The following is a 24,908-nucleotide window of genomic DNA, read 5'->3' on the forward strand; positions in this document are numbered from 1 at the left end:
TGCCGTCAGCCGACGCGCTGCTTCAGCCGGGCCACGTTGGCCGCCACGTCGCCGCGTGTGAGGTCGCTGCCGATACTCACCGAGAAGGCGCCCGCGGCGAGCCATGTGTCGGCGTCGTCCACGCTCACACCGCCCGTCGCCATGATCCGGGCACCGGGCAGTACGGAGAGCACCGACTTCAGGTAGGCGATGCCTCCGGCGTGGGCGGGGAACAGTTTGGCGACACCCCGGTCCGCCGCGACGCGCAGCTCGCTCGGGGTGAGGCCGCCCTCGACCAGGAGCCGGCCCGCGTCATCGGCGATGGGACGTACCTCGGGCACCTGGAACGGACTCACCAGGAAGTGCGCACCGGCCGCGAGCGCACGTTCGGCGATGTCGGGCGAGGTGACGGTGCCGAGGCCGAGTGTCACCTCGGGGAACTCCTTCGCCCAGGCCGCGACCAGGTCCTCCCAGCCGGGTGTGGTGGCGGTGAACTCGAAGGCGGTGAGGCCGCATTCGACGAGGGTGCGAGCCACCGTGTCGGCGGTGTCCGCGTCGGCCTCGCGCACGGTCGGGGTGACGCGGGCGGCGCGCAGGGCGTCGATGACTTCGGCGTGCATGGTGGACTCCGGTGGGGTGCGGGCTGTGGTCATGCCGGGGCCGCGATCTCGGCGAGGGCGTCCAGGGTCGACTCCGCGTCGGCCCCGCGGGCGCGCAGCACGATGGCGTCGCCGCAGCGGACGCTGAGTGTCATCAGCGACAGGACGCTGCGGGCGGGGACCTCGTGGCCGTCCTCCCGCGCGACGGTGACATCGCAGGAGGCGCGGGCGGCTATTTGGGCGAAGGCGGTCGCGGGGCGGGCGTGCAGGCCGGCCTCCTCGGTGACCACCAGGCGGCGTTCGACGACGGTCATCGGTTGTTCTCTCCGTCCAGCAGTGCGGTCAGCCGGTTCACCAGCTGTTCCTCTTCGTCGGGGTTCATGGGGCGCGGGTCGATGGCGAGACGCCCCGTGACGGCGTGATGGTCCCTCAGATACACGCCGGTCGCGGCGAGTTCGGCGGCGAGGGTGGCCGCGTCACGGCCCGCCGTGTCGGGGTCCACGGTGAGTTCGGTGCGGTGGATGTCGCGTCCCGCCTCGTCGCTGACGACCCGGGTGGTGAGGCCCGGCAGGTCCGCGAGGCGCGCGGCGAGCTTCTCCATGCGCGGCCGGTGCCCGCCGGCCTGGGCGCTGCCGTACTCGCGCAGGGCCTGGACGAGGCCGAAGAGGGTCTCCTTGCCGACCTTCATCGGGCGGGCGATGCCGCCGTACTGGGCCCGGCACGCCGCCATGTGCGCGGCGCTGCCGCAGATCATCCCGGAGGTGGGTCCGCCGACGGCCTTGCCGCCGCTGTAGATCACCAAGTCGGCGCCGGTGGCGGGCCAGTGGCGCAGTTCGCCCTCTGCCGCGGCGTCGACGATGACCGGGACGTCGTGGGCGCGGGCCACCTCGATGGTCTGCGCGAGGGAGACCATGCCCTTCTGCACGGCGTGGTGGGACTGGACGTACAGCAGGGCCGCGGTGCGCGGTCCGATCGCGCCGGCCAGGTGGTCGGCGGTCACCTTGTTCGCGGAGCCGACCTCGACGGCAAGGCCGCCGCCGAGCGCGACCATCTGCCGTACGGGCGCGCCGAAGTGGACGGAGTGGCCGCGCGGCAGGATCACCTCGCAGGGGGCGTCGCCCGCGTCGGGCAGGGCCTCGATGCGGGACAGGTCGGTGCCCGCGATGACGGCGGCGACCGCGATGGCGATGCCGGAGGCGGCTCCCGTGGTGGGGCAGCCGTCCTCGGTGCCGGTGGCGCGGCCGATCTCGCGGCCGACGGCGGCCATCAGGTCGTCCATGACGACGTGGTGGCGGGCGGCATCGCCCATCGCGGCGATGACACCGTCGCTGAGGACACTGCCGCCGAGAGCCGTCATCTTCCCGCTGGCGTTGATGGCAGGCGGTGTGCCGAGGTCGTGGTGGAGAGTGTGCACGGTACGTCCTAAGGCCTGGGGGCGGTCACTTGCCGGGGATCGGGAAGAAGAGGCCCGCGATCATCGCGCCGATGATGGCTCCGCCGGTCAGCGGCTTCTGCCACTTGTAGAAGAGCGCGGCGCCGACGGTGGAGCCGATGCCGACGGGCAGCGAGGCGGTGGCGGCGGAGATGATGACGAGCGGGCCCAGATAGCGACCTGCGGAGTTGCCCGCGCCCATCATCACGTCGGCGCCGAACGTGGAGGTGCCACCCGTGGAGTTCACGGTGGCACGCCGGATCGCGAGGATCGCGACGCCGATCAGACCGCCGAGGGCAGCGCCCACCGGGATCGCGAGCCAGAAGTGCTCCAGCGGGGCGGTGAACCCTGCGCCGAGCAGCATGGCGGGGATGCCGATGCCGACGCCGGTCTGGAGGGAGCCGCCGATGTCGAGGATGCCGACCATGGGCCCCTCGATGACGCGAGCGAACAGGAAGCCCGCGCCGAAGGCGGCCGCGGCGCCGTAACTGCCGTTCTCCATACCGGCCTTGAGCATGGAGGCGACCGCGACGTCGCTGAACACGCCGGTCCCGTACGTGTAGTAGAGCTGGGTGCCGGTGAAGATGCCCGCGGCCAGGCAGGCCACGAAGACGGGGAAGGCCCATTCGGAGAGCCAGAAGCTGCCCTCGCCCGGCACCTTGGTCAGGAAGCCGCCCTTGGCCGGCTGCTCGCCGGAACCGGAGCCGGAGCCGGACTGCGCCGGTATGCCGCCCGTGGCGGAGGTTGATGTGTCGGTCATGTCGCTGCCTGCCTCACTCGGGCTTGGTGCCGGTCACGTCGTGGAAGTGCGTGAGCCAGTGCGGGATGTCGACGTTCAGCTGCTGGAGCAGGGTGAGGTCGGCCCCGCGCAGGAAGGTGCTGGCCGCGAAGAGGGTGAGCACCACGGCCGCGAGGGACTTGGTGACCTTCGTCCAGCCCAGGTCGTCGACGCCCTTGCCGATGACGATGCCGAGCACGATGCCGGGCACGGCGTTGCCCATCACGAGGTGGCCGAGACCGCCGAGGACGGTGCCCCAGGCGCCGGCCCGCCGGCCCGCGTCGACGGCGGCCATCCAGAAGATGATCGGCATCACGGGGTTGATGAGCCACTCCGACGCGGGCCCGAGCACCTTGGCCGCGACATCCTGCAGGGAGTGCGGGATCGAGGCGGCCGTGGTGTTGAGGAGGGCGACCAGGAGCATGCCGACGACGGTGCCGGTGAGCGCCATCCGCCGGGGGTTGTGCAGCGTCTCGGCCAGCTTCCGGTTCTTGATCATCGCGACCGAAGCGGTCCAGTGCGGCACGATGCGGTGGTCCACGTCGGAGGTGAGCGCGCCGGTGCCGACCGCGCTCGACCAGGCGTTGAAGAGGAAGCCGAGACCGAACGAGAAGTGGGCGACCGGGTCGTTCTGACACGCGTTCAGCTCGCCGAGGGTGCGGAAGGCGCCCATGCCCTGGACCTTCGGCGCGTGGAACATGCGGGCCACGCCCGCGGAGGCACCGAAGCCGATGAGTCCGCCGATGACGAGGGACTCGAGCAGGACGGTGAGGGTCTCGTTCATCGGGTCACCTCATGTGCAGGGCGTGCTGGACCGGCGAGAGCCGCTCCTCGCGCACCGTGAAGTCGACGGTTTCCAGGTCGAGGGAGGCCACCTGCACCTCGACGCGCAGGGTGAGTTCGTAGCGCTGCCGGGTGCGGGGGAAGAGGAGCCCGAGGAAGCGTTCCGTCCAGCGGTGTTCCACGGCCGAGACGACCTCGAGTTCGAGGGGTTCGACGCGGAAGCACACGCCGTCGGTCACCTTGTCGACCGACGACTGCACCTGCCCGATGGCGGTGGCGAACGCCTTGTCCCTGGTGGGGCCGGAGCCGGTGAGCCGCAGGGTGTGGCGGGTCTGCTTCACGAGGCGTCCTTCCCCAGCTTCTTGATCAGCGCCTCGGTGACCTTGAAGCCCAGTTCCTCGCTGTCGAGGAAGCCGAAGCCGAGGACGGTGCGGCCCTGTTCGACGGCGGTCACCCCGGCCTGCGCCGAGCGCATGCCGAACTCGATGTCGTGGCCGTACTTGGCCTTGGCGGTCACCGCTCCGGCGCCTCCGCTGCCGCAGAAGGAGATGCCGAGCGCGGCGCCCTCGGCGTCCATCACGTCGCCGACCTTCATGTCGGCGCCGGGGCCCGGGATGAGGACGGGCTCGCCGCCCGCCGCGCGGATGCCGTCGGCGACGGCCTGGCCCTTGCCGAGCCGGTGTCCGATCACGATCTTGACTGTCATGGCGGTGCTCCCTGGTGTGTGGGTCAGGCCTGAGGGGTGGACTGGTGCTGGAGCTGTGCCGCCGCCTCGAAGTGCAGGGCGAGCAGCAGGACTTCGGTGTCCCCCGCGAGGAATTCGCGCGGGGCGCAGTAGGTGTCGATGAGGGTGCGGGCGGCCGCCATGCGGTCCGCGCCGAGTTCGGAGGCCAGTTCCGGGTCGAGCGGGTCGAGGTGTTCGCCCGTGCGCACCCGGCGGACGAAGGCGAGCGCGTGCACGGCGAGGGCGAGCACCCGTGTCTCGTCGAAGTCGACCCCGGCGACCTGTGCGTGGGCCCGTGCCAGCGGCAGGAACTCCGCGAGGTCCACCCGGTCCTCTTCGGTGACGGGCTGCGAGGTGTCCTGGACGGCCGTCGCGAGCCGTTCGATCAGGGGCGTGCTCATTCACGGGCCTCTCGGTGGTTCGGTGGAGCGGTCGGTGGGTGGGACTCAGCCGGGTGCGGTCCCGAGGGTGTGCAGACGTCCGGCGCGCACCGTCGCGACCGCCTTCAGGTGGGTGGTGGTGGTACGTGTGTCGCCGTCGGCGTCGGTCAGTACGGTGGCGCCCTCGGCGAGCCGCAGCAGCGTCAGGTCGGCGGCTCCCCCGACGCGCAGGGTGCCCAACTCACCGTCCAAGCGGAGGACTTGGGCGGGGTGCAGTGTCGCGCAGCGGATCACCTGGTGCGGCGTGAGGCCGAGCGCGAGCAGCTTGTTGAGCGTGGTGACGAGCGAGTGGACCGGCCCCTCGGCATTGCCCACGTGCACGTCGGTGCTGATGGTGTGCGGGGTGAAGCCGGCGGCGAGGGCCCGTTCCGCGGTGGCGAAGCTGAGGCTCGCGCTGCCGTGACCGACATCGAGCCGCACGCCGCGCGCCACCGCCCGGCGCGCGGCGCCCTCGCTGCCGAAGAGGCCGCCGGGCTTGCCGTGGAAGGCGTGCGTGACGACGTCGCCCTCGCCGAGCAGGTCCAGTACGTCGGCGAGGCGCGGCGGCTCGTTGCCGACGTGCACCATCACCGGCCGGCCCACCCGCGCGGCGACCCGCTTGGCGGCCTGCAGGGGTGCGAGGCCGCTGTCGCCGAGGACCGAGGAGCTCATCCGCACCTTGATGCCGCGCACCCGGTCGGGGTGCTCGCGCAACAGCTTCTCGGTGGCCGCCTCGTCGATGTCACCGGGGCCGCCCGCCAGTTCGGTGCGGCCGTGGACGAGGCCGTGCCGGGAGATGTTGAGCCAGCTCAGGACGCGGGTCGCGGCGGCGCTGACAACGTTGCCCGCGAAGTCGTCCCAGTGGTCGCTGCCGCAACTGCCCGCGTCCACGACGGTGGTGACGCCCTGTTCGACGCCGACGGTGTCCGCGGGCACACCGAGCGAGGTGCGGGGCGCATAGACGTGTGAGTGGAGGTCGATGAGGCCGGGTGCCACGAGCAGGCCCGTGGCATCCACGCGCTCCGCGCCGTCCAGCGTGCCGGGGTCCCCGGTCGCGATGATCCGGCCGCCCCGCACGGCGAGGTCACCGGCGTAGGGCTCCGGGCCCAGGGGGTCGGCCAACAGGCCACCGGAGACGACGAGATCGAATCGTTGCGGATCTTCGGAAGGAGCTGCGTGCACAGCCATGGACGGCGACCTTTCCCGGCATGAAAGTGGTGCGTACGACGACGGGCACAGCCGGAGCGCGGCAGCGCATACGGCTGCTGGGCGCACGAGTTGAGGACCCGAGTTCGTTCCGTGGAGTAGAATGGCATTCCGCTCTGCGGATCGAGTGGAAACATAGCCCGCGTCTCCTCGGAGGGTCAATGGAACCGAGCAAGCCCGCGAATTCCGTCGTCAAGGCGCTTCGAGTACTGCACGCCGTGGCGCGTGCGGACGGACCGCACCGGCTCGGCGACATCGCGGAGCGCTCCGGCGTCTCCAAGGCCAGCACGCACCGGGTCCTCGCGACACTCGTCGAGGAGGGGTACGCGGCCGCCGACGGCGAGGGACGCTACGGCTGCGGCAACCAACTGCGCGCGATGGCCGCGCAGGTGCTGGCCGACGACGCGGTCGGCATCGACGCCGTGCTGCGCGCGCTGCAGCAGCGGCTCGGACAGGCCGTGCACCTGGCGGTGCCGAGCGGGGACCATGCCACGTACACACACAAGGTCGACCCGGGGCACGCCTACCGCATCGCCACCGACGTCGGCGCCCCGCTACCGCTGCACGCGACGGCCGCGGGCAAGGCGCTGCTGGCCCATCTGCCGACCGGGGAGGCCGCCGCCGTCCTCGACCGCACCGGACTGCCCGCCCGCACCCCTCACACGCACACCGACCGGGCAGCGCTCATCGACGAGTTGGCCGCGATCCGCGACGCCGGGTACGCCACCGACTACGAGGAGGCGGACGCGTCGATCTGCTCGATCGCGGCCCCGGTCCTCGACGCGGACGGCACACCGGTCGCCGCCATCTCGGTCTCCTCGCTCACCTTCCTCGTCACCGAGGAGCAACTGGCCGGGTTCGCCGCGGCGGTGGGGCAGGCGGCACAGGACGTATCCCGCCGCTTGTGACGACACACCAGGGCCCCTGCACACCAGGTGTGCAGGGGCCCGGCCCGTTGGTGTCACGGCAGGGTTCAGGCGGCGCATCCGCACTGACCGCAGCATCCCAGCCAGCGGCGCAACGTCGCGTGCACGCCGTCCGGGAGCGCGCTGAGCCGCTCAATGGCCTCCGTGTCGCCGGGCGAGGGCGCGATGCCCGACGCCGTGAGCACGGCGTGCAGTTCGAGGCGGCGCATGTCCTTCGGGTCGACCCGGGGAGGCAGTCGGTGTGCCGGGTTCGGCGGGGCCAGCAGCCAGTCGTCGGCCCAGTCGATGGCGCGGATCTGCTCTTCGTCCAGCCCGGTCGCGATGGTGTGCATGCCGGCCTCCTTCGTGGCGTACGCCGTTGTCTCGAAGGCAGAGAGACACGGGAGCCATGTACCGGTTGCGGCCGGGACCGAGGATCACACGAAAGGCGCAATGCGCGGATTGTCACGCATTTCCGGCCTCTCCCGGGCGTCCCCTTTCGTCGAGGAACAGCTCCAACTCCCGTTCCATCGCGCCCTGGTCCGCCTCCGCCCCGAACGGGACGAGGGCGTGACTGCGTTCCAGATAGGTGAGCAGCGCCCGGTGCCCCATCACGAAGCGGACCGGCTCGCCGGCGTGGGTTCCGCGGATCTCGATCTCCACGCCGAGCGGCTCGCCCTCCTGCGCGACGGGCCGCACGGTGACATCGCCGATGCCCGCCGCACAGCTGAGTCCCGCGGAGAGCAGATCACGGGACAGCACCCAACTCCCGCCGCGCGCCGCGCCCTTGGGCACGATGATCCGGACGACCAGGGGGTCGTCCGCGCTGTACCGCAACTGGACCTCGCACGCGAGCCCCTCGCCGTCCGGGTAGGCGAGAACTCCCGTGGTCAGCGCCTCCAGGCGCCCATACGTGTGCCGTTCGTCAGGGCTCACCCTGACTCACCCCATCCCTGCTGTCGCACCTGTGCGGGAGCACTCACCACTCCATGCCCCGCACCCGGCGGCACTGCCGGTGCGTGGGGTCGCCCGGCCCATCACCGCTCCCGCCGGACTGTGCTGCCGCCCGACAAGGGCGACATTCCCAACCTTAGGCCAAGGGGTATACGCCGAGTGGCATATGCGCGAATGACCAGAGGGCCTTCACAGCCAGTTCGACGCGAGGGGCGGACACCGCAGGAACGTTCGACCGCACCGCTCCCCCAGGACGCCGGTCAGACGTCGTCCTCCCCTGCGGGCAGGTGGGTGTCACCGTCCGACCAGTGGTTGATCCAGCCACAAGCGCCGCACGCGTAGCGGCCGTTGATGCCTGCCACCACGGTTCCGCAGCCACCGCACTGCTTCTCGGTGACCTGCTGTCCGGAGAGGAAGGCGGCAGCAGCCACTGCCGTCTCCACGTTCTGGTCATGCGACACGTCCATGAGGCGCCCCTACCCAGACGGCACCGGCTCAACATCCCTGGGGCACATTCTGTTCGGCGGTCCTTACCGTCCGGTATACGTGGACGGCACACACGTTCACCGCTCTGCCCTGGGAGGCCCCATGCCCACGTCCGCCCGCGTCCAAGCCGGATCCGTCGTCGCGGACTTCACACTGCCCGACGAGACGGGGGCGCCGACCTCGCTGTCGTCCCTGCTCGCCGAGGGGCCGGTCGTGCTGTTCTTCTACCCGGCCGCGCTCACCCCCGGCTGCACCGCGGAGGCCTGCCACTTCCGGGATCTGGCGGCGGAGTTCGCGGCGGTCGGCGCGCGCCCGGTGGGGATCAGCTCCGACGCCGTCGAACGCCAGCGGGAGTTCACGCAGCGGCACACCCTCGGGTTTCCGCTGTTGTCGGACCCCGAGGGCGAGGTGCGCGGCCGGTTCGGGGTGGCGCGCGGTTTCGGCCCGCTGCCGACGAAGCGCGCCACGTTCGTGATCGGCACCGACCGGCAGGTGCTCGAGGTGGTCCGCAGCGAGTTCAGGATGAGCGCGCACGCGGACCGAGCTCTCGAGGTGCTTCGTACGAAGGCGGGCTGAGGGCCCGCCTTCACTAACGCCGTCCGCGGACCAGCAGGTACACGAAGTACGGCGTGCCCACGACGGCCGTCATCAGGCCCGCGCCCAGCTGGGCCGGGGCGATGACGTAGCGGCCCAGCAGGTCCGCGACACAGACGAGGGCGGCGCCCAGGAGCATCGCCACAGGCACCACGCGCACGTGCTTGCGTCCCACCAGGGCGCGGGCCGCGTGCGGTGCGACGAGGCCGACGAAGCCGATCGTGCCCGCGGCCGCGACGGCCGTGGCGCTGAGCAGCACGCTGAGCACCAGGAAACCGAGGCGTCCGCGCGCGAGGTCGAGGCCGAGGAGGCGGGGCGTGTCCGCGTCGAGCGAGACGAGGTCGAGCTCCTTGCGCCGGGCGACCGCGATGACCGCGCCGACGACGAGCACGGCCGCGACCGGCAGCACGTCCTGGAAGCCGCGCCCGTACGTCGAACCCGACAGCCACACCAGGGCCTTCGTCGCGCTGAACCGGTCGGTGAGCACGATCAGGAGGCTGATCAACGCCGCCGTCCCCGACGCCGTGCCGACACCGATCAGGACGAGCCGGCTCTGCTGGAACCCGCCCTTGGCCGCGAGCCCGAACACGATCGCCGAGGTGACTCCGGCGCCCGCGAACGCCGCGCCGGCGATGCTCCACGAGCCGGCGCCGGGCACCGTGGTGACCATGAGGACGGCGCCGAGCGCGGCGCCGCCGGAGACACCGAGGACGCCGGGTTCGGCGAGCGGGTTGCGGGTCACGGACTGCACGAGGGTGCCGGACAGGGCGAGCGCCGCGCCCGCGCACAGGGCCGCCAGGACGCGTGGAACCCGGGTGTCCAGGACGAACGTGATGGCCTGACCGGCCTGTCCGCCCGCCCAGTTGACGACGTCGCCGAGGAGCAGGGTGCTGTCGCCGAGGAGGACGCCGGCGACGGCCGTGCCGACCAGCACGGCGGCCAGGGCGACCACGGTGACCGCGAAGACCTTGCGGCTCGGGATGCGCAGCCGGTCCGGCGGCGCGGCGGCGTCCCCGTCGCGCAGTCGCATCGCCATCACGACGAGGAACACCGCGCCGACGACGCTGGTGACCACGCCCGTCGGCACGGTCACCGCCACCTGGGCGGAGGTCACGGCGCGCAGCAGCAGGTCGGATCCGAGCACGAGCGCGGCGCCGACGAGGCCCGCGACGGGGATCCGCACCCGGTGCGGAACGAGCGAGCGCACGCGACGGGCCACCGGCCTGACCAGGGCCGGGGCGCACAGGCCGACGAAACCGATCGGTCCGGCGATGGTGACGGCGGCCGCCGAGATGAGCGCCGCGAGCACGACGGCGGTGACGCGAGTGCCGCGCACCGGGATACCGAGGCCGCGCGCCGCGTCGTCCCCGAGGGTCAGCCCGTCGACGCGGCGGGCGATCAGCATGAGGCCGATGAGCGCGACCACCACGATGGGCGCCATGCGGGCCACACCGGCGAAACCGTTCTGGGCGATGCTGCCCTGGTTCCACTGGTAGAGGCCCTCGGTCTGTTCGGGGAAGAGCAGGATCAGCGACTCGGTGACGGCGTTGAGGCCGAGGGCGAGGGCGCTGCCCGCGAGGACCAGGCGGACGGTGGTGGCGGCGCGCCCGGCGAGGCCGAGCACGACGGCCGCCGCGGCGAGTCCGCCGATGAAGGCGACCGCGGAGGACGCGAACACGGAGGCGGTCGCGCCGGTGACCGCGAGCACGCCGAGCGCCAGGTACGAACCGGCGTTGACGGCGAGGGTGTCGGGCGAGGCGAGCACGTTGCGGCTGACCGCCTGCAGCACGGCGCCGGCCGCGCCGAGCGCGACGCCGACGAGCAGCCCGGCCACCATGCGCGGCAGCCGGGAGGCGACGACGACGGAGGCGTCGCCCGCCTCGGCCTGCCCGGTGAGGGCCTGCCACACCTGACGGGCGCCGACATCGGCCGTGCCGTAGGTGATGTCGACGACGGCGAGCACGGCGACGAGCAGCACGAGCCCGGCCGTCACCCCGACGGCGCCGAAGGACGGCGCCGTCAGAGTGCGGGGAGGTGAGGTGACGGCCACGTGCCTACTTCTTCGTCAGGGCGGCGACGACGCCGTCGATGTAGTGCTCCATCGACTTCGGTCCACCGAACAGCCAGGTCCCGTCGGGCAGTCGGTGCACGTCACCGGACTTCACGAAGGGCAGCGACTTCCACACGGAGTTGTCGGCGAGGTCCTTGGCGAAGACGTCGGAGCCGCCGGCCTTCTTGTTGCTGATGTACGTGAACCGCACGTCGTCGCCGAGCCCGGTGAGGCCCTCGACGTCGGTGGTGGCCAGGCCGTAGTCCTTGTCGCCCTTGACCTTCCAGGCGTTCTTCAGGCCGAGGTCCTCGTTGACGGTGCCGAGCAGGGAGCGGCCGGTGAAGGCGCGCACGGAGACCTGGTTGGAGGCCGAGTAGCCGTCGGCGGTGGCGATCTTCGAGCCGTCGGCGCCCGCGTCCTTGAGCGCCTTCTTGCCCTCGGCGAGCTTCGACTCGTACGCCTTCTTGGTGGCCTTGGCCTCGTCCTGCTTGCCGGTGGCCTTGGCGATGGTGTCGAGGGTCTCGAACACCGTGCCGACCTGGTCGGCACCGTCGGCCGACTTCACCTGGAGGACCGGGGCGATCTTCTTCATCTGCTTGACGGCGGACGCCGACAGGTCGTTCGTGGCGATGATGAGGTCGGGGGTGAGGCCCGCGATGCTGTCCATGCTGGGCTCGCCCCGAGTACCGATGTCCTTGGGCGAGTTGGTGAGCGGCGCGGCGGTGTCCCACGCCTTGTAGCCCTTGACGTCCGCGACGCCCGCGGGGTCGACGCCGAGCGTGACGAGGGACTCGACGACGTTCCACTCGGTGCCGACGACCTTGGTCGCCGGGCCGTCGAGGCTCACCTTGGAGCCGTCCACACCGGTCAGGGTGATCTTCTCGGACTTGGCGTCGGAGCCGGCCTTCGCGGGCTCGGAGGAGCCACAGGCGGACAGGACGAGGGCCGCGGCCGCGGCCGCCGAGGCGATGATCAGAGGGCGTCTCATGAGGTGCTCTGGAGCCTTTCGCTTCTGCTGTGGTGACGGCCTATCGCGCGGGTGCGCAGCCGTCCGGTGAAGGGGTCTGTGTCGACGTCGACGCGGATGCCGTACGTCTCGGAGAGGCGCTCGGAGCGCAGTACGTCCTCGGGGGCGCCGTCGGCGATGACGCGGCCGTCGCTGAGCAGCGCGATCCGGTCGGCGACGGCGGCCGCCTGGTCGAGGTCGTGCAGGACGACGCCGACGGCGATGCCGCCGTCGTCCGCCAGGTCCCGCATGAGGTCGAGGAGTTCGATCTGGTAGCGCAGGTCGAGGTAGGTGGTCGGCTCGTCGAGGAGGAGTACGCCGGTCTGCTGGGCGAGGCAGCTCGCCAGCCACACGCGCTGCAACTGCCCGCCGGAGAGCTGGTCGACGCCCCGGTCCGCGAGCGTCTCGACGCCGGTCAACGCGAGGACGTGTGCGACGACCTCGGGGCCGTCGGCGTCGGCCTGGCCCCACCGGCCGCGGTAGGGGTAGCGGCCGAACTCGACGACGTCGCGCACGGTGAGCCCGCCCGGCGTGGGTCTGCTCTGCGTCAACAGGGCGACCCGGCGAGCGAACTGGCGGGCGGTGAGGTCGAAGCCGTCGGCGGCGTCGGACGTGCCCGGATCGAGGCTCAAGGTGCCGTGCCGGGGCTTCTGCAGCCGTGCGACGGTCCGCAGCAGCGTCGACTTTCCGCTGCCGTTGGGGCCGACGAGGGCGGTCACTTCGCCGGGCTTGAGGACGAGGGCCGCGTCGTGCACGACGTCGACGCCGTCGTACGACACGGTCACATGCTCGGCCGACAGTTCGTGACCGCGCGGACGAGGGGCGCTACCTGCGCGTTCACCAGATCTCACGACTTGAAGGTTAGCCTAACCTTACCGGCCGGGGAACCCCGGGGACCGTGCCCCGATCGGCGCCGACCATGAATGGATCCGGCATGCGGGGTAGTCCGTCAGTGCAGCTCATCCCGCTCGAACTCCGAAGGGAGACACGCACCATGGCTCTGCGGAGCAACCCGAAGTACACCGTCCCCGGCCTCTCCGTCACCGAGGCCGGCGAGCTCATCGACATCCTGCAACTGCGCCTGCACGCCCTCAATGATCTGCACCTCACGCTCAAGCACATCCACTGGAACGTCGTCGGACCGCACTTCATCGCCGTGCACGAGATGATCGACCCGCAGGTCGACAAGGTCCGGGACATGGCGGACGAGGTCGCGGAGCGCGCCGCGGCGCTCGGCGGCGTCAGCCACGGCACACCCGGCGCGCTCGTCGCCGCGCGGACCTGGGAGGACTACAGCGTCGGCCGGGCGGACGCGCTCGCCCACCTCGGCGCCCTCGACGTCGTCTACACAGGTCTCGTCGAGGACGTCCGCAAGGCGGTCGAGCGGACCGGCGCGATCGACCTGGCCACCCAGGACCTGCTGATCGGGCAGCTGCGCGACCTCGAGAAGTTCCAGTGGTTCGTCCGCGCCCACCTGGAGACGGCGGGCGGCGCCCTGCGCACCGGTGACGCCGACACCGAGACGGAGGCGGCACGCCAGGCCGTACGGTGAGGCCCACGGGCCCGATCGTGTGACTGCGCCCCGGTGGTGCACCCCGCGCACCACCGGGGCCGTCTACGGTGGGAGTTCGTCAATTGTTGAATCGACGGGGCACCGCGCCGCGTCGATCGTGAGGAGCTCTCATGTCCGACGAAGAGCCGCAGCGCACAAGTAAGTTGGGCGTCGAGATGCGGCAGGTGTCTCTGGACGACGGCAGCGTGATGACGATCGTGTGCGACGCGGGCATGTCCGAGGCGGATGTGCGCTCGCGGGCGACCCGGATCGCGGAGGACAACCGGCGGTAGTAGCGGTCCGTCCTGGCCTTGCTTGCCCTTTCTTGCCCGAGAGGCAAGCAAAACGCCCAGGCTTCAACACTTTGTTTATGATCACCGGGTTCCCGCTCGTCCTGCCCGGAGATCGCATGTCCACGCCCCCGTCCGCCGCCTCCCGCCCTCATCCCCTGCACGCCCTGCGGGCCACCGTCTTCGCGATCGGCGCCCTGCTGGTGCTCGTCGCGGTCGGCGTGCTGCTGCGGCAGCCGCTCCTGATACCCCCGCTCGCCGCGAGCGCCGCCCTGGTGCACGGCGCGCCCGGACTGCCGATCTCGCAGCCGCGCAATCTCGTCGGAGGCCAGCTGATCTCCGCCGCCATCGGGTTCGGGACGCTCGCGGTGACGGGGAGCAACGGGTGGGGCGCGGCCGTCGCCGCCGGTCTCTCGCTGGGGGCGATGATGCTCACGCACCTCTCCCACTCCCCCGCCGCCGCCACGGCGGTGATCGTCGTGCTGCAGGCCCCGCACCCCGTCCCCTTCCTCTCCCTGCTCGCGCTGGGCACCGGGCTGCTGGTCGCCGTCGGACTGCTGCCGGGCCGGATCGGCGGACACCCCGTGCGCTACCCGCAAAGCTGGTGACCGCGGGCCCGTAGCTGTTAGTGTTCTTGGACCTTTCGCTTGATCGAGGAGAACGAACATGGCGGTGGACGACGACATCTCCGGGTGATGACCCGGCTCTCACAGGCCAGCGGCCGGTGCGCGGATGCATCGCCGGAGTGGCCTCACAGTCGTCCCCTTTCCTGTTCCGGGCAGCCGTATCGGTCTGTCCGTCTCCCACGCGAGGTCTGCTTCCGTGTCCGACGCTTCGGTCGTCAGCTCGAACCTGTCCTTCTCCTGGCCCGACGACACCCCGGTGTTCGACGGCCTCTCCTTCTCCGTGCCGACGGGCCGCACCGGTCTCGTGGCCCCGAACGGCGCGGGCAAGAGCACCCTTCTCAAGCTGATCGCCGGTGAGCTGAAGCCGACCGGCGGCTCGGTGACCGTGCACGGTGTGCTCGGCCATCTCCCCCAGAACCTGCCGCTGGCCGGCTCGCTCACCGTGGCCGAGGTGCTCGACGTCGCCGAGATCGTCCGTGCCCTGGACGCCGTCGAGTCCGGGGATGTGAGCGAGGAACACTTCACCGTCATCGGCGACGACTGGGACATCGAGGAGCGCACCCGCGCCGAACTCGACTCCCTCGGCCTCGGTGCCCTCGGTCTCGACCGGCGTCTCGACACGCTCAGCGGCGGTCAGATCGTCTCCCTGGGGCTCGCCGCCCAGCTGCTGCGCCGACCCGATGTGCTGCTCCTCGACGAGCCGACCAACAACCTCGACCTCGACGCACGCCGCCACCTGTACGACGTGCTGGAGCGCTGGAACGGCTGCCTGCTGCTGGTCAGCCACGACCGCGCACTCCTCGAACGCATGGAGCGGATCGCCGAACTGCACCACGGTGAACTGCGCTGGTACGGAGGCAACTTCACCGCGTACGAGGAGGCGGTGAGCGCGGAACAGGACGTCGCCGAGAAGAACGTCCGCAACGCCGAACAGGAGGTCAAGCGCGAGAAGCGGGAGTTGCAGCAGGCCCGTGAGCGCGCCGAGCGGCGTGCGAGCAATGCCGCGCGCAACCTGAAGAGCGCCGGACTGCCCAAGATCTTCGCGGGGACCATGAAGCGTGGCGCCCAGGAGTCCGCGGGCCGGGCCGGGCAGACGCACGCGGCCCGCGTCGGCGATGCCAAGGCACGTCTCGACGAGGCGGAGCGCGCCGTGCGCGATGATCCGCGCCTCGTCCTCGATCTGCCCGACACCAAGGTGCCCGCGGGCCGCACCCTCGTACTGGCCGAGCACGCGCAGGTCCGCCACGGCGAGCGGGACCTGTTCTCCGCCGGGGGCCTCGACTTCGCGGTGCGGGGTCCTGAGCGCATCGCGCTGACGGGTCCCAACGGGGCGGGGAAGACGACCCTGTTGCGGCTCGTGAGCGGTGATCTCCAGCCGAGCGGGGGCAGCGTGAAGCGGGCCGACGGCCGGATCGCCTATCTGTCTCAGCGTCTGGACCTGCTCGACCCCGAGCGCACCGTCGCCGAGAACTTCGCCGCGTTCGCGCCGGGGCGCCCGGCGGCGGAGCGGATGAATCTGCTGGCCAGGTTCCTGTTCCGCGGCCCGCGCGCCCAGCTGCCGGTCGGGGTGCTGTCCGGCGGGGAGCTGCTGCGGGCCACCCTGGCCTGCGTGCTGTGCGCGGAGCCGGCCCCGCAGCTGCTGCTCCTCGACGAGCCGACGAACAACCTCGACCTGGTCGGCGTCGGCCAGCTGGAGAGCGCGCTCGGCTCCTACCAGGGCGCGTTCATGGTGGTCAGCCACGACGAGCGGTTCCTCGCGCGGATCGGAGTGGAGCGCGGGCTGCGGCTCGCGGGCGGCAAGCTGACCGAGGTGGGGGCGCCCGAGATGTGACCCGCCGGCGTGACGACATGGCCCGCCCGAGGTGTACGCCCGGCGGGCCCCACCGCTGCTCACGTCGGACGGAACACAGCTCATGGCCACGACCGCCCTCATCGCCCACGACCTGATCCGCACCCTCGGCACCCGCCGCGTGCTCGATGGTGTGTCGCTCACCGCCGCTCCCGGCCGCCGCATCGGCCTGATCGGCGAGAACGGGGTCGGCAAGTCGACCCTGCTGCGCCTGCTCGCCGGCGTCGACACACCCGACTCCGGCAGCGTCGTACGGCCGCCCGACCTCGGCTTCCTCCAGCAGGAGGCGCCGTACGAGGCCACGACGACGATCGCGGACGTGCTGGCCGACGCGCTGCGCGAGACCCGCGCCGCACTCGCCGAGCTCGACCGGATCGGCGACGAGCTCGCCCGGACACCGGAGGACTCCGACACGTATCCGGAACTCCTCGCCACCTATGGGCAGTTGCTTGAGGATGCCCGGGAACGCGAGGCATGGGACGCGGACCGGCGCGCCGAGATCACCCTCGCCGGGCTCGGCCTCGGGTCGCTCGCCCACACCCGCGCCCTGGGTTCGCTCTCCGGTGGCCAGCGCGGGCGGCTCTCCCTGGCGGCGCTGCTCGCGCGCCGCCCCGCCGCGCTACTGCTCGACGAGCCGACGAACCATCTCGACGACGACGCCGCGCTGTTCGTGGAAGAACAGGTGCGGGCACTGCCCGGCGTGGTCGTCCTCGCCAGCCACGACCGGGCGTTCCTCGACGCCGTCTGCACGGACCTTGTCGACCTCGATCCGGCAGTGGAGGGGCCCGTGCGGTTTGGCGGCAACTACAGCGCCTACCTCGGGGAGAAGCGAGCAGAGCGGGGGCGGTGGGAGCGGCGATTCGCCGAGGAACAGGAGGAGTTGGTCGCGCTGCGGCACGCGGCCGGTGTCTCGGCGCGCCGCGTCGCCCCGGACCGTGCTCCGCGCGACAACGAGAAGATGGGGTACGGCGTCCGCGCCAACCGGGTGCAGAGTCAGATCTCACGCCGGGTCCGTAACGCCACCCGGCGCCTGGAGGAGTTGGAGCGCACCCAGGTCGCCGCGCCTCCCCCGCCGCTGCGCTTTCGGCCCGACCGCCTCGCCGACAGGTGGTCGGGCGAGGGCGAGGACATCGATGAGCCGCTGGTGTCCCTGCGGGCGGTCGATGTTCCGGGACGGCTCACCCTGGACCGGCTCGACGTCACGCCCGACGACCGCCTACTGGTCACGGGTGCCAACGGCAGTGGGAAGTCAACCCTGTTGGCGGTTCTTGCCGGGCAGCTGACGGCGCGCGGCGGGACACGGCGGCGGGCGGGACTGTCGGTGGGGCTGCTCGCCCAGGACTCCGTGTTCGCGCGGCCCGAGCGCACCGCCCGGGACACGTACGCGCAGGAGCTCGGGTTCGCGCGGGCCGAGGCGGTGCCGCTGGCCGGGCTCGGCCTGCTGGGCCCGGCCGACCTCGGCAAGCCCGTGGGCCGGCTTTCGGTCGGCCAGCGGCGCCGGCTCGCGCTCGCGCTGCTCGTGGCGGATCCGCCGGAGCTGCTGCTGCTCGACGAGCCGACGAACCATCTGTCCCCCACGCTGTGCGACGAGTTGGAGGACGCGCTGGGCGCGGGGCCCGGCGCCATCGTCGTCGCCTGCCACGACCGCCGGCTGCGCGAACGCTGGCAGGGCCGGGAGATCCGCCTCGTACGGGACGCACACGAAGGATCGTGACTTAGGGCGAGATCACGGGTCCAGGGGTGCCATTCACGCCAAACAGCCCCACCTTTCACGCATCCTTCGACCCGAAACACCCCGTTAACCCACGAGCCACCTTTGCAGAGTTAACCTGTCTCTTGACCATCAGTTGACCGTACGTTGGCTATCTCTTGGTGAGAGATATGCGAGGGGAAACCATGTCCCGAGGTGGGAGCAAGCGCACAGCGATGGCCTTTGTCATCGCCCTGCTGCTGTCGCTCCCCCTGCTCGCGTCCGGACATTCGTTCGCTTCCGCACATACCCCGGTCGCGGCGCCGGCCGACGCGAAGGCCTGCCACGGCGACGGGACAGCCCCCCAGGGGCCCGCCGAAGCGGTCCGTACCCGCGACCGCCATCGGACGGCCGCGGGCTCGTCCCAGCTTCCCCACCCCGACGCCGAGTCACTCGCGCCGCGCATCACCGCCGCATCGGCGATCGCACCACACGCCTCGTACGCCAGACCGGTCAGATCCATCGACGAGCTGACAGCGGCGTCCCTTCAGGTCTTCCGCTGCTGATTCCCGACAGCTGTTCCCCCACCTGTCCTGCCCGTCCGACGCGCCCTGCCGGCGCGCCAGGAGGAATCACCACACATGCAGCCCCTCATCGACAACGCCCGCACGTTCGGCCGGCGCCCTGAGGAGTTCGCCAGTCACGCCGACGGCCAGTCCCCGCAGGTCCTGTTCATCACCTGCTCCGACTCTCGCGTCGTGCCGGCCCTGATCACGGGCGCGCGCCCCGGTGAGCTGTTCGAGCTCCGCACCGCGGGCAACATCGTGCCCCCGTACGCCAATGGCAGCCCCTGCGGGGAGACCGCCACCATCGAGTACGCCGTGGAAGTCCTCGGCGTCCAGGACATCGTCGTGTGCGGGCACTCGCACTGCGGGGCGATCGGCGCGCTGGTGCGCGGCGACGACCTCGCGGCCGTGCCCGCCGTCAGGGACTGGCTCGCGCACGCCGCGGACGAGCCCGGCGCGTGCGATCCGGCCGACGTCACCGTCTCCTCGGCCGTCCAACAGCACGTCCTCGCCCAGCTGCTCAGGCTGCGCTCCTACCCGTGTGTGGAGCGCGGGCTCGCCGACGGCCGCCTCACGCTGCGCGGCTGGTACTACGAGGTGCACACCGGCGGCGTCCGCGAACACCGTGTCGACACCGACGCGTTCGAGACTCTGTGAGCGCCACCGTGACCGAACCCACCCCCCACACCCCGACTCCCAAGTTCCCTCATCTCAAGGCGGACTTCACCGCCTCGCTCGTCGTGTTCCTGGTGGCACTTCCGTTGTGCGTCGGCGTGGCCGTCGCCTCCGGTGTGCCCGCCGAACTCGGTTTGATCACCGGCATCGTCGGCGGCATCGTCACCGGCCTGATGCGGGGCAGCAGCCTCCAAGTGTCGGGGCCTGCCGCCGGGTTGACCGTGCTCGTGTACGAAGCGGTGCGCGAGTTCGGTCTGCCGGTCCTTGGTGTCATCGTGCTGGCGACCGGCCTCTTGCAGATCGCGATGGGCGCGCTGAAGGTGGGCCGCTACTTCCGGGCCATCTCGGTGTCGGTCGTCGAGGGCATGCTCGCCGGCATCGGCCTGGTCCTGATCGCGGGCCAGCTGTACTCGGTACTCGACGCCAAGGCCCCGGAGTCCGGGATCGGCAAGATAGCGGGGCTCCCGGAGGCGTTCCTCGACGCGCTCGGCAGCACCAGTGCGCTGGCCTCGCTCGCCCTGGGCGCCGGGACCGTCGCGATCCTCGTGTTCTGGAAGCACATGCCGCGCAAGGCGCGCGTCGTTCCCGGTCCGCTCGCCGCGGTGGGCCTGGCCATGCTGGCGGCGTTCGTGTTCGACGCGCCCGTCACCATGGTCGAGGTCAACGGTCTGCTCGGCTCGATCCAGCCGCCGCCGCTCGAGGCGTTCGGTGAGCTCCTCTCCGTCGGTGTGCTCGGCATGCTCGTGGCGTTCACGCTGATCGCCTCGGCGGAGTCGCTGTTCAGCGCGGCGGCCGTGGACCGGATGCACGACGGTCCGCGCACCGCGTACGACAAGGAGCTGCTCGCCCAGGGCGCGGGCAACGCGGTGTGCGGCGTGCTCGGCGCGCTGCCGATGACCGCGGTGATCGTGCGCAGCTCGGCCAATGTGCAGGCGGGCGCCAAGACGAAGGCTTCGCGGGTCATGCACGGCGTATGGCTGCTGCTGTTCGCCGCGCTGCTGCCCGCGCTGCTCGCCTTCATCCCGATCCCGGCCCTCGCGGGTGTGCTGGTCCACGCCGGGGCGAAGCTGGTGCCCGTACGGGCACTGGTGAAGCTCTGGCGCGACCATCGCGGTGAGGCGCTGATCCTGGTCGTCACCGCGGTGTCGATCGTGGCGGTCAGCATGTTCGAGGGCGTGCTCATCGGCCTCGCCCTGTCGATCGTGAAGACCGCCTGGGAGGCCTCGCACATCAAGCTGGAGATCATAGACAAGGGCGCGGGCCCGGTGCAGGCTCACCTGTCCGGCAACGCGACGTTCCTCAAGCTGCCGAAGATCCTCGACAGCCTGGAGGCACTCCCGCAGGACCGCCCCGTGGAGCTGAACCTGTCCGGCCTCCACCACCTGGACCATGCGTGCCGCACGGCCCTGGAGAACTGGGCGGAACGCCACAGCTCCGCGGAGACGGAACCGGTGAAGGTGACATCGACCTGACCCCGCTGCGAAAGCCCCGACTCCCTTGCCACGCAAGGGAGTCGGGGCTTTCGCGCGCCGTTCGTACCCGAACGCTCAGCTGTGTGACGGGAGTTCGGCGCAGGTGGAGGTCGCGGGTTCGCCGGAGAGGCGGTCGGTGAGCCAGGTGATCGCCGGGCCCTGGTCGGTGAGGAGCGGGGCGAAGTGGTTGATCAGGGCGCGGCCGACGTCCGGGAGTTTCACCGGCTTGTATGTGACCTGGGCTCCGCGGCCGCACCAGTCGACGGCCAACTGGCGGGCCTGGCCGTGCGGGACGAGGTTGTCGCTGACACCTGTGGCGACGCGCACCGGGCTCTGCGGCTCGATGGTGCCGATGCGCTGCTGGTCGAGGAACTCCTGGAGGCGGGGTTCGGCCTTGATGATGTCTTCGAGGGTCTGGCCGTCCTTCGTCCAGGCCGAGCTCTTCTTCGACGAGTAGCCGAGGATGGCGTCGCCGACGCACGCCGTGGAGAAGTCCTTCAGGGCGGCCCGCCCCTTGTCGTTCAGGTGCTTGTCGGCGATCGCCTGAAGCTCCGGGTCCGACTGCAGGAACCCGTTGAGCGACCAGCCGAGCGCGCCGACGAGGTCGGTTCCGTCGATGGCCTTGGTGGTCGCGGTCAGGTCGGCGGGCGGCGCTCCCGCGTACGTGCCCGAGAGCGTGACTTCGGGCGCGTAGGTGGGCTGGAGTTCGGCGGCGGCCGCGGTGGCGCCGCCGCCCTGGCTGTAGCCGAAGAGGCCGACCCGCGAGCCGCTGGTGATCGTGGCGTCCTTGAGGGCGCGGGCGGCCCGCACGGCGTCGAGCACGGCGTGCGCCTCGTCGAGCCGGTTCACGTAGGTGTGCAGGCGGTCCGTGGCGCCCAGGCCGATGTAGTCGGTGACGACGACGGCGACGCCCTTCGCGAGGAGCCGGTAGATCGCCAGGTCCTCGTAACCGGCAACCAGTGTCCGCCCGTTGATGCGCAGAGGGTGCTCGAGACCCATCGACGCCGCGCACTGGTCGCCCTGCCCCTGCGTGCCGGGGGCGAGTGCCACGAGTGGGCGGGGGCCGGAGCCGCGCCACTTGGCGCTGGGCTCGATGTACGCCCCCGTGGACGCGGCGGGCTTCCCGTTGGAGTCGGTGGTCTTGTACATGATGCGGGTCGCCTTGCCGGGCAGCGGTCCGTTCAGGCCGGGCAGGCTGAGGGCGAGCGGGAGCCCCTCGCTGCGGATCAACGACCCGTTGGCGCCGGGCAGTTCGGCCGGCGGGTTGTAGAACGCGGGGATCGTGACACCGCGCGAGACCGTGTCACCGGAGGTCTCCGCTCCGGTGGCTGCCGCGGCGGGCACGGCCTGCGCACCGACACACGCGGCGAGGGTGACAGCGGCGGCCAGTAGGCGGGTGGGGGCGGCGGGCATGGCGAACCTCCGGTCTACGGGCGGGAGTCGACCCCCGCCTGGCGGCTGTCGGCCGGAAAATCGGGCAGGCCGACGGCGCGTCCGGAGCGGTCGTCCCACCGCCACCGCGCGCCTTGCCGGACGCTATCCAGACAACCGTTACCGCGGGTAGCACCGGGAACGTTACGGTTCAGTAACTTACGGCCGCACCGTGATCCCGAGGAGGTCACCGACCGTGCGGACCACACCGTTCTCGGTGTTGGCCGGGGCGCGCAGCCGGGCGCGGACCAGGACGTCGGGGTGGGCGTTGGCCATGGCGTAGGACCAGTCGGCGGTGTCCAGCATCTCCAGGTCGTTGCGGTAGTCGCCGAACACCACGGTCTGCGCGGGGGTGACACCCAGGGCGTCCTGGAGCCTGCGGACGGCGGCACCCTTGTTCGCGGCGGGGTTCATGACGTCGATCCAGTGCCGGCTGGAGACGACGACCTGGTGGGAATCGGCGAGCGGCGCGAGGAGCGGGGCGGTGGTGTCCTGCGCGTTGCCGAAGTCGAAGAGCGCGACCTTGACGAACTCGTCCTCGACGGCGGTGGCGTCGGCGACGATCTCGTGGGCGGCGTAGTACTTGCGGACCTGCGTCATGAACGCCTCGTCGGAGCGCTCCACGTAGGCGGACCGCTTCCCGCAGACGACGACGCCCACGTCGGCCCCGCCCTCGTCGACGAGGGCGCGCACCGACTTCACGATCCACTCGACGACGCCCCGCTCCAGCGGGTCGGAGCTGACCTCGACGCCGCCGCGCACGACGTACGCGCCGTTCTCCGCGACGTAGACCATGCCGCTGTCGTCGACGGCTTCGAACTCGGCGGCGAGCGTCGCGTACTGCCGTCCGCTGGCGGGGCAGAAGGCGATGCCGCGACGGTTCATTTCGGCCAGGAGCGGCCAGAGGGAATCCGGTATCTTCCCGTCGCCGTCCAGGAGCGTGCCGTCCATGTCGGTGACGACCAGGCGGATGTCGGGCAGGGTGGCGGCGGCCGCCTGGTGCTGGGTGTTCACGGTGGTTCCTGGTTCGGTGGTGCGGGCCGCGGGACCCCGGGCGCGGGCGCGGCACCACCAGTCTAAAAGGGCCACCCTCCCCGCCCTGACCGGCCAACACTCTTGATCATGCGCACGCCCGCGCCGTACGGTTCCGGCACTCACCCCCGCGCGGGACCAACCCAACCTGGAGCACGCCATGCCCCGATTCACGCTGGATGGCACCGTTTTGCGGTACGACGATCTCGGCCCCGCGGACGGCGTCGCGGTCGTGCTGATCCACGGGCATCCGTTCAACCGGACCCTGTGGGCCACCCAGGCGGAGGCGCTCGCGGCGGCCGGGTACCGGGTACTCACGCCCGATCTGCGCGGCTACGGCGAGAGCGATGTCACTCCGGGGCAGGTGCTGCTGGCGCGCTTCGCGGACGACATCGCCGCACTCCTGGACGAGCTGGGCCTCGACACCGCCGTGGTCGGTGGTGTGTCCATGGGCGGCCAGATCGCCATGGAGTTCCACTTGCGGCACCCGGACCGCACCCGCGCGCTCGTCCTGTCCGACACCTCAGCGCCGCCCGAGACCCCCGAGGGCAAGATCCACCGCAACCGGCTCGCGGTGCGGCTGCTCGCCGAGGGCATGGGCGGGTACGCGAGCGAGGTCATCGACAAGATGCTCGCGCGCTACAACGTGGCCGCGCTGCCGGAGGTCGCCGCGCATGTCCTCGGCATGATGCAGGTCACCGACCCGCGCGGGGCCGCGGCGGCGCTGCGCGGCCGTGCCGAGCGCCCCGACTACCGGGACAGCCTCGCGGCGGCCCGGGTTCCCGCCCTCGTCGTCGTCGGCGCGGACGACGTGTACACGCCGGTCCCGGACGCCGAGGAGATCGTGAAGCTGGTGCCGGACTCGGTGCTGCGGGTGATCGACGGGGCCGGGCACCTGCCGGGCGTGGAGCAGCCCGAGCTGTTCAACGCCGTGCTCCTGGACTTCCTCCGCGACCGCTGCCCGACCGGATAGGGCAGGGCTGTGACCCGTTCCGCGAGCGACCGGCTGCTCGACGCGCTCGGCGCCTTCGACCAGCAACACCCGTCGCTCACACTGACCCAGCTCGCGCACCGCGCCGATCTTCCGCTGCCCACGGCGCACCGGCTCGTCGGCGCGCTCTCCCGCTGGGGCGCCCTGGAGCGCGACGACGCGGGGAACTACCACGTGGGGCTGCGCCTGTGGGAGATCGCGGCGCTCGCCCCGCGCGGTCTCGGCCTGCGCCAGGCGGCGCTGCCGTTCCTCGAGGACCTGTACGAGGCCACGCACGAGAACGTGCACCTGGCCGTGCGCGACGGCCGTGAGGTCGTCTACATCGAGCGCCTGTCGGGTCGTTCGGCCGTGGGCGTGCACTCGCGGGTCGGCGCACGCTGGCCGCTGCACGCGACGGGCGTGGGCCTGGTGCTGCTCGCGCACGGCGGCCTCGATCTGCAGGACCGCTACCCGGAGGGCGGGCTCGACGCGTTCACCCCGTACACCGTCACCGATCCGGTGCGGCTGCGCCGGATGCTGGCCGAAGTGCGGCGCGTGGGCGTCGCGGTGAGTGACCGTCAGGTCACCGACGACGCGCTGTCGGTGGCGGCGCCGGTGCGCGGTCCGCGTGGGGATGTCGTCGCCGCGGTCTCCGTCGTCGTACCGGTCGAGGGCGCGCGGACGCCTGCGCTGATTCCGGCGGTGCAGTTGGCCGGACGCGGCATTTCGCGTGCTCTGGGGTGGCAACCCGTCTCGAGCGTGCCCCCGGCTTCCGTCTGACGGAAGTGCCGTTGTGGGGCTGTGGTCCAGCTCACCACTGTGGTCGGTGACGCGCGGCGA

General features: G+C 71.6%; 29 protein-coding genes. 12 read left to right on the forward strand and 17 right to left on the reverse strand.

The window, feature by feature from the left end:
- Positions 1 to 5 precede the first annotated feature (5 nt).
- Genes ABT004_RS06620 through ABT004_RS06660 form a run of 9 tightly spaced genes read right to left on the reverse strand, consistent with a single transcriptional unit; the run spans position 6 to position 5,902 of the window.
- The gene (locus ABT004_RS06620) at positions 6 to 632 is read right to left on the reverse strand and encodes a bifunctional 4-hydroxy-2-oxoglutarate aldolase/2-dehydro-3-deoxy-phosphogluconate aldolase (protein ID WP_351331913.1); all 627 of its coding nucleotides are present in this window, start codon (positions 630 to 632) and stop codon (positions 6 to 8) included.
- Complete coding sequence (locus ABT004_RS06625; protein ID WP_351331915.1) at positions 629 to 892, reverse strand: HPr family phosphocarrier protein; 264 nt, start codon at positions 890 to 892, stop codon at positions 629 to 631. Before ABT004_RS06625 ends, ABT004_RS06620 begins: the two co-directional genes overlap by 4 nt.
- Positions 889 to 1,992 (reverse strand): DgaE family pyridoxal phosphate-dependent ammonia lyase, encoded by a 1,104-nt coding sequence (locus tag ABT004_RS06630; RefSeq protein ID WP_351331917.1) that lies wholly within the window; start codon positions 1,990 to 1,992, stop codon positions 889 to 891. Before ABT004_RS06630 ends, ABT004_RS06625 begins: the two co-directional genes overlap by 4 nt.
- A gap of 25 nt (positions 1,993 to 2,017) precedes the next feature.
- Positions 2,018 to 2,770, reverse strand: coding sequence for a DUF4310 family protein (locus ABT004_RS06635; RefSeq protein WP_351331918.1), 753 nt, complete (start codon positions 2,768 to 2,770; stop codon positions 2,018 to 2,020).
- A gap of 13 nt (positions 2,771 to 2,783) precedes the next feature.
- The gene (locus tag ABT004_RS06640) at positions 2,784 to 3,572 is read right to left on the reverse strand and encodes a DUF4311 domain-containing protein (protein WP_351331920.1); all 789 of its coding nucleotides are present in this window, start codon (positions 3,570 to 3,572) and stop codon (positions 2,784 to 2,786) included.
- 4 nt (positions 3,573 to 3,576) lie between these two features.
- Entirely contained in the window at positions 3,577 to 3,912 is a 336-nt protein-coding gene (locus ABT004_RS06645; RefSeq protein ID WP_351331922.1) for a DUF4312 family protein, read from the reverse strand.
- Positions 3,909 to 4,277: an SFCGS family glycine-rich protein gene (locus ABT004_RS06650; protein WP_351331924.1), complete on the reverse strand. Its 369-nt coding sequence runs from the start codon at positions 4,275 to 4,277 to the stop codon at positions 3,909 to 3,911. Before ABT004_RS06650 ends, ABT004_RS06645 begins: the two co-directional genes overlap by 4 nt.
- Positions 4,278 to 4,300: 23 nt before the next feature.
- The gene (locus ABT004_RS06655) at positions 4,301 to 4,696 is read right to left on the reverse strand and encodes a hypothetical protein (RefSeq protein ID WP_351331926.1); all 396 of its coding nucleotides are present in this window, start codon (positions 4,694 to 4,696) and stop codon (positions 4,301 to 4,303) included.
- A 45-nt stretch (positions 4,697 to 4,741) separates the two neighbouring features.
- A complete protein-coding gene (locus ABT004_RS06660) occupies positions 4,742 to 5,902 on the reverse strand; it encodes an amidohydrolase/deacetylase family metallohydrolase (RefSeq protein WP_351331927.1) in 1,161 nt (386 codons plus the stop codon).
- Between the two features lie 179 nt (positions 5,903 to 6,081).
- On the opposite strand from ABT004_RS06660, the gene ABT004_RS06665 reads away from it, so the two are divergent.
- On the forward strand, positions 6,082 to 6,828 hold the full coding sequence (locus ABT004_RS06665) for an IclR family transcriptional regulator (protein WP_351331929.1): 747 nt from the start codon (positions 6,082 to 6,084) through the stop codon (positions 6,826 to 6,828).
- Between the two features lie 65 nt (positions 6,829 to 6,893).
- Here ABT004_RS06665 and ABT004_RS06670 read toward each other — a convergent pair whose 3' ends face one another.
- The 3 genes from ABT004_RS06670 to ABT004_RS06680 form a co-directional block, all read right to left on the reverse strand.
- Complete coding sequence (locus ABT004_RS06670; RefSeq protein WP_351331931.1) at positions 6,894 to 7,178, reverse strand: hypothetical protein; 285 nt, start codon at positions 7,176 to 7,178, stop codon at positions 6,894 to 6,896.
- 112 nt (positions 7,179 to 7,290) lie between these two features.
- Complete coding sequence (locus ABT004_RS06675; protein WP_351331933.1) at positions 7,291 to 7,761, reverse strand: SsgA family sporulation/cell division regulator; 471 nt, start codon at positions 7,759 to 7,761, stop codon at positions 7,291 to 7,293.
- Positions 7,762 to 8,039: 278 nt separating this feature from the next.
- Positions 8,040 to 8,246, reverse strand: a complete 207-nt coding sequence (locus ABT004_RS06680; RefSeq protein ID WP_326016948.1) for a hypothetical protein — start codon at positions 8,244 to 8,246, stop codon at positions 8,040 to 8,042.
- A gap of 121 nt (positions 8,247 to 8,367) precedes the next feature.
- On the opposite strand from ABT004_RS06680, the gene ABT004_RS06685 reads away from it, so the two are divergent.
- Positions 8,368 to 8,841 (forward strand): peroxiredoxin, encoded by a 474-nt coding sequence (locus ABT004_RS06685; RefSeq protein WP_351331935.1) that lies wholly within the window; start codon positions 8,368 to 8,370, stop codon positions 8,839 to 8,841.
- A 13-nt stretch (positions 8,842 to 8,854) separates the two neighbouring features.
- On the opposite strand, the gene ABT004_RS06690 is transcribed toward ABT004_RS06685, so the two are convergent.
- Genes ABT004_RS06690 through ABT004_RS06700 form a run of 3 tightly spaced genes read right to left on the reverse strand, consistent with a single transcriptional unit; the run spans position 8,855 to position 12,766 of the window.
- A complete protein-coding gene (locus ABT004_RS06690) occupies positions 8,855 to 10,909 on the reverse strand; it encodes an iron ABC transporter permease (RefSeq protein ID WP_351331937.1) in 2,055 nt (684 codons plus the stop codon).
- A 4-nt stretch (positions 10,910 to 10,913) separates the two neighbouring features.
- Positions 10,914 to 11,897 carry an ABC transporter substrate-binding protein gene (locus ABT004_RS06695; protein ID WP_351331939.1) on the reverse strand — a complete coding sequence of 328 codons (984 nt, stop codon included), beginning with the start codon at positions 11,895 to 11,897 and terminating at the stop codon, positions 10,914 to 10,916.
- Positions 11,894 to 12,766 (reverse strand): ABC transporter ATP-binding protein, encoded by an 873-nt coding sequence (locus ABT004_RS06700; protein WP_351331941.1) that lies wholly within the window; start codon positions 12,764 to 12,766, stop codon positions 11,894 to 11,896. Before ABT004_RS06700 ends, ABT004_RS06695 begins: the two co-directional genes overlap by 4 nt.
- Before the next feature lie 143 nt (positions 12,767 to 12,909).
- Between ABT004_RS06700 and ABT004_RS06705 the strand changes: the two genes are divergently transcribed.
- The 8 genes from ABT004_RS06705 to ABT004_RS06740 all read left to right on the forward strand — a co-directional run bounded on the left by ABT004_RS06705 (position 12,910) and on the right by ABT004_RS06740 (position 20,635).
- Positions 12,910 to 13,467, forward strand: a complete 558-nt coding sequence (locus ABT004_RS06705; RefSeq protein ID WP_351331943.1) for a Dps family protein — start codon at positions 12,910 to 12,912, stop codon at positions 13,465 to 13,467.
- Positions 13,468 to 13,598: 131 nt separating this feature from the next.
- A complete protein-coding gene (locus ABT004_RS06710; RefSeq protein ID WP_351331945.1) occupies positions 13,599 to 13,760 on the forward strand; it encodes a hypothetical protein in 162 nt (53 codons plus the stop codon).
- A 77-nt stretch (positions 13,761 to 13,837) separates the two neighbouring features.
- A complete protein-coding gene (locus ABT004_RS06715; protein ID WP_351331946.1) occupies positions 13,838 to 14,365 on the forward strand; it encodes an HPP family protein in 528 nt (175 codons plus the stop codon).
- Between the two features lie 214 nt (positions 14,366 to 14,579).
- The gene (locus tag ABT004_RS06720) at positions 14,580 to 16,214 is read left to right on the forward strand and encodes an ABC-F family ATP-binding cassette domain-containing protein (protein WP_351331948.1); all 1,635 of its coding nucleotides are present in this window, start codon (positions 14,580 to 14,582) and stop codon (positions 16,212 to 16,214) included.
- Between the two features lie 82 nt (positions 16,215 to 16,296).
- Complete coding sequence (locus ABT004_RS06725; RefSeq protein WP_351331950.1) at positions 16,297 to 17,946, forward strand: ABC-F family ATP-binding cassette domain-containing protein; 1,650 nt, start codon at positions 16,297 to 16,299, stop codon at positions 17,944 to 17,946.
- Positions 17,947 to 18,128: 182 nt separating this feature from the next.
- A complete protein-coding gene (locus ABT004_RS06730; protein WP_351331952.1) occupies positions 18,129 to 18,488 on the forward strand; it encodes a hypothetical protein in 360 nt (119 codons plus the stop codon).
- 75 nt (positions 18,489 to 18,563) lie between these two features.
- Positions 18,564 to 19,145, forward strand: a complete 582-nt coding sequence (locus ABT004_RS06735) for a carbonic anhydrase (protein WP_351331954.1) — start codon at positions 18,564 to 18,566, stop codon at positions 19,143 to 19,145.
- A gap of 8 nt (positions 19,146 to 19,153) precedes the next feature.
- Positions 19,154 to 20,635: a SulP family inorganic anion transporter gene (locus tag ABT004_RS06740; RefSeq protein ID WP_351331956.1), complete on the forward strand. Its 1,482-nt coding sequence runs from the start codon at positions 19,154 to 19,156 to the stop codon at positions 20,633 to 20,635.
- Between the two features lie 75 nt (positions 20,636 to 20,710).
- Here the strand turns inward: ABT004_RS06740 and ABT004_RS06745 are convergent, their stop codons facing one another.
- Positions 20,711 to 22,048, reverse strand: coding sequence for a lipase family protein (locus ABT004_RS06745; protein ID WP_351331958.1), 1,338 nt, complete (start codon positions 22,046 to 22,048; stop codon positions 20,711 to 20,713).
- Between the two features lie 177 nt (positions 22,049 to 22,225).
- Entirely contained in the window at positions 22,226 to 23,080 is an 855-nt protein-coding gene (locus ABT004_RS06750; RefSeq protein WP_351331960.1) for a Cof-type HAD-IIB family hydrolase, read from the reverse strand.
- Positions 23,081 to 23,258: 178 nt separating this feature from the next.
- Here ABT004_RS06750 and ABT004_RS06755 point away from each other — a divergent pair, with 178 nt between their 5' ends.
- Positions 23,259 to 24,071, forward strand: a complete 813-nt coding sequence (locus ABT004_RS06755) for an alpha/beta fold hydrolase (protein WP_351331962.1) — start codon at positions 23,259 to 23,261, stop codon at positions 24,069 to 24,071.
- Between the two features lie 9 nt (positions 24,072 to 24,080).
- Positions 24,081 to 24,848, forward strand: a complete 768-nt coding sequence (locus ABT004_RS06760) for an IclR family transcriptional regulator (protein WP_351331964.1) — start codon at positions 24,081 to 24,083, stop codon at positions 24,846 to 24,848.
- Positions 24,849 to 24,908: the final 60 nt, after the last annotated feature.

It is taken from the genome of Streptomyces sp. NPDC002790, from assembly GCF_040295505.1.
Taxonomy (GTDB): domain Bacteria; phylum Actinomycetota; class Actinomycetes; order Streptomycetales; family Streptomycetaceae; genus Streptomyces.